The sequence below is a fragment of the Vibrio sp. 1457 genome, from assembly GCF_033340195.1.
Classification (GTDB): Bacteria; Pseudomonadota; Gammaproteobacteria; order Enterobacterales; family Vibrionaceae; genus Vibrio; species Vibrio alginolyticus.
On sequence record NZ_JAWOWA010000010.1, the window covers coordinates 176,657 to 183,264 of the forward strand.

The window sequence follows — 6,608 nt, forward strand, 5'->3', positions numbered from 1 at the left end:
GTAAACCTCTAACCTAATAACGAAGGCTGCTCGTATACCATGGTATTATAGTTCTTCTAGTTTTCCCTTAGCTAAATCTTCTTGTTGCTTAAGGAACATGAAGAAGTTTGCCTCACTGATAAACGGGTTACCGCTTGTGCCGAGCTTCTTCCTATTTTCAAAAAGGAAATTTTTATGTGGATGGTTCGAAAGGTTAACGTTCACAATAGGTGCCTGTAGTGAAATTTTTCTAATTTTCTCCATGCTAGTCAGGAACTGGCCAATAACTTCTGGATCATTGCTACTTACGCTATGCCCACCAACGATAAAAGCACGATATTGTTCGCCATTATCTTCAACAGCGAAGTCTAAGGAATAATCACCTTCCGTGTGGCCAGGTGTGAGATAGAACTTAAACTCATGTCCACCAATAACCATAGAGCTATCGCTTTTTATCTCTATGTCTAAATTTGGAGGAAGGAACTTGTTCTCACCTTCGCTTTTGTTTGATTGCTGTATAGATAGTTCATGAGCGCTTTTGGTCATCACGACTTTGGAACCATACTTCTCTTGAAGTAACTGGGCGCCCCCAACGTGGTCAGAATGCCCATGAGTTACCAATATGTGCGTTATTGGCTTATCTTTTAGCCCTAGCTTCTCTAGGTTGATAGGTATCCACTCAGAGTAAGGGAAGTCAAGCGTATCAATGATAACAAGTCCGTCTTCTGTAGCAATGGCATATGATGAGACCCACTTGTCTCCTACATAATAGACATTATCAAACATCTGAAATGGTTCTACATAACCGTTCTTATCATTCATTGCTGGAACATATTGACTTAAGGAAGCAAAAGACGAAGCACTGAAAAGTAAACCTACAATAATTTTTTTCACGAAATCGCACACAAATATATCCTTAATAATTTCTTATAGAACTTCGCGGATGAGAAAGCTCTAAACGATTTTCAGAGGCAAATACAACTGCAAATACTTTCTACTTAGCTTGAGTTTTAGCTGACCGAATCACTTGTAAACTCGAATCCTATTAACTGCCTATGTATTCATGATTCTTTTAGAGGTTAAATAAATGAACTCAATTGAAGCAGAGTCATGAAGCTTCACTTGAGGTTACCGGCACAGCACAATGTGATAAACCTCTTTCAAGCAAACATTTGAATGCGATTTTTCCAATTTAAGACATGTTCAATAAATGCATCAACTCTTGCAGGCCTTTTATCGCGGTCTCGATACATAATGAATACTTCTTTACCCGAGCATTGCCATTCTGGCAACAAAGGCAGCAGGTTATGTTGATCATGATTTAGCTCATGAAAGTAATAGGTTGGAATCCAAGCAATTCCTAAACCATGGATGACGGCGTCTCTAACTAGTAGTACATCATTTGAAGTGAATTGAAACTTTAGCGGACGATCAAATGTTTCATTGGTGATTTGATTAACTAATTTCCATTGGCTGTCGTTGTTTACCGTAATTAGGCGATGATGAACAAGTTGTTCTGGATGGGTAATCGGTTGGTGTTGTTCTAAATAGCTTCGTGATGCACAAAGCGCAAATGGAATCGACCATAATTTCTGAGCAATCCAGTCTTGTTCAATAAGATCACCAAGACGAAAACTAACATCGACACGGTTAGATACAAGATTGATTTTTTCATTCTGTACATCTAAATCGATACATATCTTCGGATGTTGCTCTGCAAATTCATAAACGCACCGCTTTAACCACATCTGTGTCATGTTAATTGGCGCTGATATTTTGATCGTTCCGCTTAAAGACTGACGCTCAGTCGCAATTCTCGATGTCACATTATTTAAGCTAAGAAGTAACGGCTCACAGAGTTGATAATATTTTTCGCCATCAGTTGTTAACGCAAAGTGGTGTGCACTGCGGTTAAATAGTCTGCAATTTAAGTTTGTTTCCAGCCTTTTTAACTTCCGGCTTAGCGTGGCTAACGGGACATTAAGACGCTCAGATCCTTGTGTTAGGCTTTGATAGCGAGCAACAGAAACGAATAACAAAAGGTCATCCAAAGAGTGACGTTCCATATTTGGGATTAACCCTCTTAAATTTGGCTATTAAAAATCAAATATGAAATATATAGCATTATCGCGTCAAGTTAATTTTTATCAGGAAGATCTATGTCTAAGCATTTATCAATTTGGTGCGGTGTTGTTGTCGCTATCTTTTTTTGGTCTAGTAACTTTAACGTAATAAAGGCTATTAATAGCGATGTCTCTCCTTTGGATTCAGCGACGTTACGATTTTCCGTTGCAGCTTTAATACTCTTACTGATAAGAGGTACTAAACGCTCTCCATATGGAGCCAAACTCACACGAAAAAGTATGTTGTCGTTGTTTGTTATAGCAACCGTGGGTGTAACTATCCAAAACTTCTCTATTTTCTCTGCAATGAGATTTACTACCCCAGTTAACGCAGCGGTTGTTCAGGCAAACCTACCACTTGTCACTATCTTGTTGTCGGGCGTTATTCTCAAGACTTCCATTTCGGTTAAAACTATTTTAGGTGCACTAATCAGTTTTTGTGGAGTGGTAATCGTCATTACAGGGGGAAATATTCATTCTATTAGCAGCAATAGTAATATTGGTTATCTATACATGTTATTTGCTTTAATTAGTGGGTGTTTATACACAATTCTAGCGAAGCGTTTAACATCTCATATCCCAGTAACTCAGCAGTTACGTTGGGTGTTAAGTATTGGTGCCATTCAAATGGTCGCTATAGCGATGTACCACGGCGACTTTAGCCGTAGCTTAAATGCCATAACATTTAAAGACCTAGCATTAATAGCTTACATGAGCCTGTTTGGAACTTTGATTGCTTATTACTTTTGGATGAAAGGCGCTATCGTTCTTGGTCCAGATAAGATGTCTCCATTATTTAATATTATGCCGGTATTCACTCTACTGATTTCGTTCATTTCTGGTGAGCAGGCTCAATGGGAAAATGTTTTAGGCGTCTTTATCGTTGCGGCTGGTGTGTATATAGGTAACTCAGCACCTTTTGCTCGTTTACGGAAGGTGGTGGAGTAAAAATAGACGCCAACCTTAAGTCCATTATTTAGAGCAATACTTTGTTAATTGGCATAAGTTTTCTTGGTTTCCAATAGGTACACTTTTCGCTTTCGTCGTTCACTCTTTTATCTAACTTTATTGAGTGCATGTCGAAAATCTTCAATCTTTTGCTAAGAGCGTTTTTTACTATGTAAAAAACAGAGGAGAATGGCCATGAAAAAACGACTCAACTATATTGAAGTAGCGCCAAAAGCAATAGAAATCCTATACGCTCAGGAAGCTTACTTCCATGAACAATTTAGCCAATCAGAAACTATGAACATGATCATATGGGAACTGGTTAAGTTACGCATATCGCAAATCAATCAATGTGCATTTTGTATCGACATGCATAGTAAAGATGCGCTTAAGTTAGGTGAAAAGCCGGAACGCATATGGGGGCTTAGTGCATGGAAAGATATGCCATTCTACAGCGATGCAGAACACGTTGCACTAGGTTGGGCTGAATTACTAACTGCTGGCCTACCAGTAGATGATGATAGCTATCAGCTGACCTTGAATACCTTTGGAGAAGAAGCTATGGTCAACCTAACAATTGCGATCAACGCGATCAATAGTTGGAACCGAATAGTTAAGGCATTTAAGCCAAAGGTTGGAGTCTATAAACCTCGATAATTCTATTTGACGGTTCTTACTTGTAAGCCACTGCTTATACCTCAACTTAATAGGATGAAAAGTACATGTGTATCACTTTCTCATTTAAGTTGAGGTTAAATAGGATGATTCATTTGAACTTAGAATTTGATATTTTAAAACCTCAAAAGGCTTTAGCTGGCTATGTTCAAGCCATTTGGTCAGCATCCGTCAAACCTGATACGACGCAAACCGTACGTAAACAATTACTCAGTGATGCTGGTACAGGTGTGGTACTCATTTTACAGAATGAAGTACAAATAGATGGTGAGTGGCAGACGCCGGGGGTTGTCCTACTGCCTATAAGCATTCTGGCACATCAGGTCTGCCTACCGCCAGGCGCGGTGATGACTGGCGTACGCTTTCATCCTGCTGTTGGTTATCAACTATTTGGTAAACGTCTAGAACAGCTATTGCGGATTCAAGACGACCACCCTTTGGCTTCTTCTGCACTAGCAACATTTGAGTCTCTGCAAACAGCTCGTTCGCCATATGCAAGGATTTCTACGTTATATCGCTGGGTTCAAACACTGATTGAGGAATATGAACCGCAGTATGTCGGCCACATTATTGAACAACCTACAGGGACCATCAGTCAGCGCCAGAGAGAGCGCAATTTTCAGAAATGGTTGGGGATTACTCCTAAACATTACCAACGCATTAAACGAGTGAAGCACACTTTAGAGCAACTCCGAGCGCAACCCGATCTTACTTTATCGGAATTGGCGCTGGAGCAAGGCTTTTCCGATCAAGCACACATGACTAGAGAGTGTAAGCAGATTGCGCGCATGACACCGAAGCAGTATGTCCGAAAGAGAAACCTCTAAGCCTTATTAGCTTTCTACATCAAACCCAATTGATTCAGAATCGACGATATACTTGCTACAATGTTCGATCATATATCACCTACTTTTTAGAACGCTCATTCCAGCTTGATATGAGCTGGTTAGCTCGCTTTTGATGCCGCGTGCTGCTCTACCATAAACGCGATCACTTCTTCGTTTAAGCAAGATTTGCTGATGTATTGGCGTTGTTTACCAAGGTGAAGGATAAAGCCCAAATCAGTTTGTTCGAGTTGGTCGATTTCATTCCAAGCGAGGCTGCGGTCAACTTTACCGCTTTTGTAGCGCACGCCATCTGCATTCACTTCAAACACCACTTTACTGCCGCGGCTTGAGCTGATGGTTTGACGCCACAGCCACCAAGTTCTTTTGAAGTAAACGCTGCACGCTTCAATCACACTCAATACGATAAAGAACCAACCGACGTAACCGTTAGGTAGCAGTTCAAACTCCAATAAAACCACACCAAAAATTAGAAAGAGGATCCCTTTCAAATACGCTTGCGGGAACTTAACTGGCTGGCTAGTTTGATCATAACACTCAGCAAAAAATGGCTTGTCGAGTGTGTATTCTGTAGTGAATTCGAAATCTTTAGACATGTATGGTTACTTCAAGGCTTCTGTAAATGAGTATTCTTGGTTGCACTCTTGCAACGCGAGCATTGTAGCGCTTCTCTGGCTTTATCTTTAGCCCTTTTGATGCTGTTTTGTAAATCAATGATAACGAAACATTAGAAGACCTCGGTGCACTCGCCAAGATCAAACAAGGCGAACCATTTGGCTCGCCTTGTTAATTAATGACCTATATGACTTATGAGGTTTTCTACTTTAGAGGGTCGTTGTCTGGCAATGCACTGTGTATCCAGACTGCCAGTCGGTGTTTGATGCTTGCGCCGTCTAGCTTGCTTTCCGGTAATGGGGTGATCTGTTTGGCATCAACCAAGAATAGGTAAATCGCTTTTACTCTTAGAGGTTGTGGTGACTGAGGAAGGTCAAAGCCTTGTAGCTTCGCCATCTTCCCACCAATCTCTAGTGCCTTCTTAACCAGTTTGTCTTCATTGTGAAGTTTGGAGCTTTTTGACATTGATAAATCCTCTTCTTCGCTTCAATTAAGAATACATGAAGTGTCGCGTATGGCGTGTTAGTAAGCTCGCATATTGATAAGTTTATGCCTTCTTACCGAGTAACTGATTGAAAAACGACCTTAATTCGTCATCACCAAGATTGAGCAGGTAGTCACCAATATACCATTCAACAATCGATTGATTTGGATGTGCCGTGACTTGCGGGTTACCAAACCAAATGCCCTTTTCCGTGGCAAACGTGTGTTGGAGTTCTTTCAACTCTTCGCAGCTAAATGGCAGGATAAGGTGCAACATGTTTGCTCGAGGTGCTGCCGAACGGCATTGCTGCAGACACTACATAAGGTGTTCTATTAATGATTTATTTAGAACAAAGATCCTGTTCACCGTAAACGAGCCATTTCGGCAAATATGCGGTTTCTGGAATTGTCCAGCCATACTTATCGTATGCCAATGCAGCAAGACCAATCAGTTTCAGAGAAACATTTCCTTTTGGCGAATAGCGAACATCTTCATTCATGTAGAACTGATAATGCGCCTCTAACGCATCTCTCAGTGCTTCTTGATAATGTGACTCATCGCCATCGATAATGGCAACAAACACATTCACAAATGGAATAAACAAAGAGTGTACATATGGCACTCTGGTTGATTCTAAGTATTGCGGGGAGGATTTCTCCATCACAGTTTGCAATAACTCTGGTAACGCTGATGAATTGCTAAATACACCGTTAACGAACTCGACTAGCGCAACATTAAACGGCGTCTTTATAGAAACTAACGACTCATCCATGATGGTCATCAGCTCTACGCAGCGCCAATCTCTCGCTGCCATTGCTAAACAGATTTCATCCAACCAAGCATCCATTGTTCCTTCTGCAACAGAACGGTTACCCACTTCCGAAAAGTGTCGGTGCCCAACGGAAAATTCAACCACTTGGTCTGAATGATTGGCCAGCA

8 protein-coding genes and 1 pseudogene are annotated in these 6,608 nt (G+C 40.9%); 3 read left to right on the top strand and 6 right to left on the bottom strand.

From position 1 onward, the window contains the following. Window positions 1–45 precede the first annotated feature (45 nt). Together R7Z41_RS13015 and R7Z41_RS13020 are read right to left on the bottom strand one after the other, a co-directional pair. Entirely contained in the window at window positions 46–873 is an 828-nt protein-coding gene (locus R7Z41_RS13015) for an MBL fold metallo-hydrolase (protein WP_225455282.1), read from the bottom strand. Between the two features lie 266 nt (window positions 874–1,139). After that, window positions 1,140–2,045, bottom strand: a complete 906-nt coding sequence (locus tag R7Z41_RS13020; protein WP_025767809.1) for a LysR family transcriptional regulator — start codon at window positions 2,043–2,045, stop codon at window positions 1,140–1,142. A gap of 93 nt (window positions 2,046–2,138) precedes the next feature. Between R7Z41_RS13020 and R7Z41_RS13025 the strand changes: the two genes are divergently transcribed. The 3 genes from R7Z41_RS13025 to R7Z41_RS13035 all read left to right on the top strand — a co-directional run bounded on the left by R7Z41_RS13025 (window position 2,139) and on the right by R7Z41_RS13035 (window position 4,552). Next, complete coding sequence (locus tag R7Z41_RS13025) at window positions 2,139–3,050, top strand: DMT family transporter (RefSeq protein WP_206969554.1); 912 nt, start codon at window positions 2,139–2,141, stop codon at window positions 3,048–3,050. 195 nt (window positions 3,051–3,245) lie between these two features. Beyond that, a complete protein-coding gene (locus R7Z41_RS13030; RefSeq protein WP_047104117.1) occupies window positions 3,246–3,707 on the top strand; it encodes a carboxymuconolactone decarboxylase family protein in 462 nt (153 codons plus the stop codon). 104 nt (window positions 3,708–3,811) lie between these two features. After that, window positions 3,812–4,552, top strand: a complete 741-nt coding sequence (locus tag R7Z41_RS13035) for a helix-turn-helix domain-containing protein (protein ID WP_262679051.1) — start codon at window positions 3,812–3,814, stop codon at window positions 4,550–4,552. Window positions 4,553–4,671: 119 nt separating this feature from the next. On the opposite strand, the gene R7Z41_RS13040 is transcribed toward R7Z41_RS13035, so the two are convergent. The 4 genes and pseudogenes from R7Z41_RS13040 to R7Z41_RS13055 all read right to left on the bottom strand — a co-directional run. Further along, window positions 4,672–5,166 (bottom strand): YcxB family protein, encoded by a 495-nt coding sequence (locus R7Z41_RS13040; protein WP_005388773.1) that lies wholly within the window; start codon window positions 5,164–5,166, stop codon window positions 4,672–4,674. Window positions 5,167–5,389: 223 nt separating this feature from the next. Then, window positions 5,390–5,650, bottom strand: a complete 261-nt coding sequence (locus tag R7Z41_RS13045) for a DUF5062 family protein (RefSeq protein WP_005376453.1) — start codon at window positions 5,648–5,650, stop codon at window positions 5,390–5,392. An 82-nt stretch (window positions 5,651–5,732) separates the two neighbouring features. After that, window positions 5,733–5,957, bottom strand: a pseudogene (locus R7Z41_RS13050) (Low-specificity L-threonine aldolase); the annotation flags it as partial. Between the two features lie 52 nt (window positions 5,958–6,009). Next, window positions 6,010–6,608 (bottom strand): immunity 49 family protein (locus R7Z41_RS13055; protein WP_318136367.1); only part of this gene is annotated, 599 nt, incomplete at its 5' end.

Coding starts and splice junctions, on each gene's coding strand:
- R7Z41_RS13040 (WP_005388773.1), bottom strand. CDS start 5,166: ATGTCTAAAGATTTCGAATTCACTACAGAATACACACTCGACAAGCCA.
- R7Z41_RS13035 (WP_262679051.1), top strand. CDS start 3,812: ATGATTCATTTGAACTTAGAATTTGATATTTTAAAACCTCAAAAGGCT.
- R7Z41_RS13045 (WP_005376453.1), bottom strand. CDS start 5,650: ATGTCAAAAAGCTCCAAACTTCACAATGAAGACAAACTGGTTAAGAAG.
- R7Z41_RS13020 (WP_025767809.1), bottom strand. CDS start 2,045: ATGGAACGTCACTCTTTGGATGACCTTTTGTTATTCGTTTCTGTTGCT.
- R7Z41_RS13025 (WP_206969554.1), top strand. CDS start 2,139: ATGTCTAAGCATTTATCAATTTGGTGCGGTGTTGTTGTCGCTATCTTT.
- R7Z41_RS13030 (WP_047104117.1), top strand. CDS start 3,246: ATGAAAAAACGACTCAACTATATTGAAGTAGCGCCAAAAGCAATAGAA.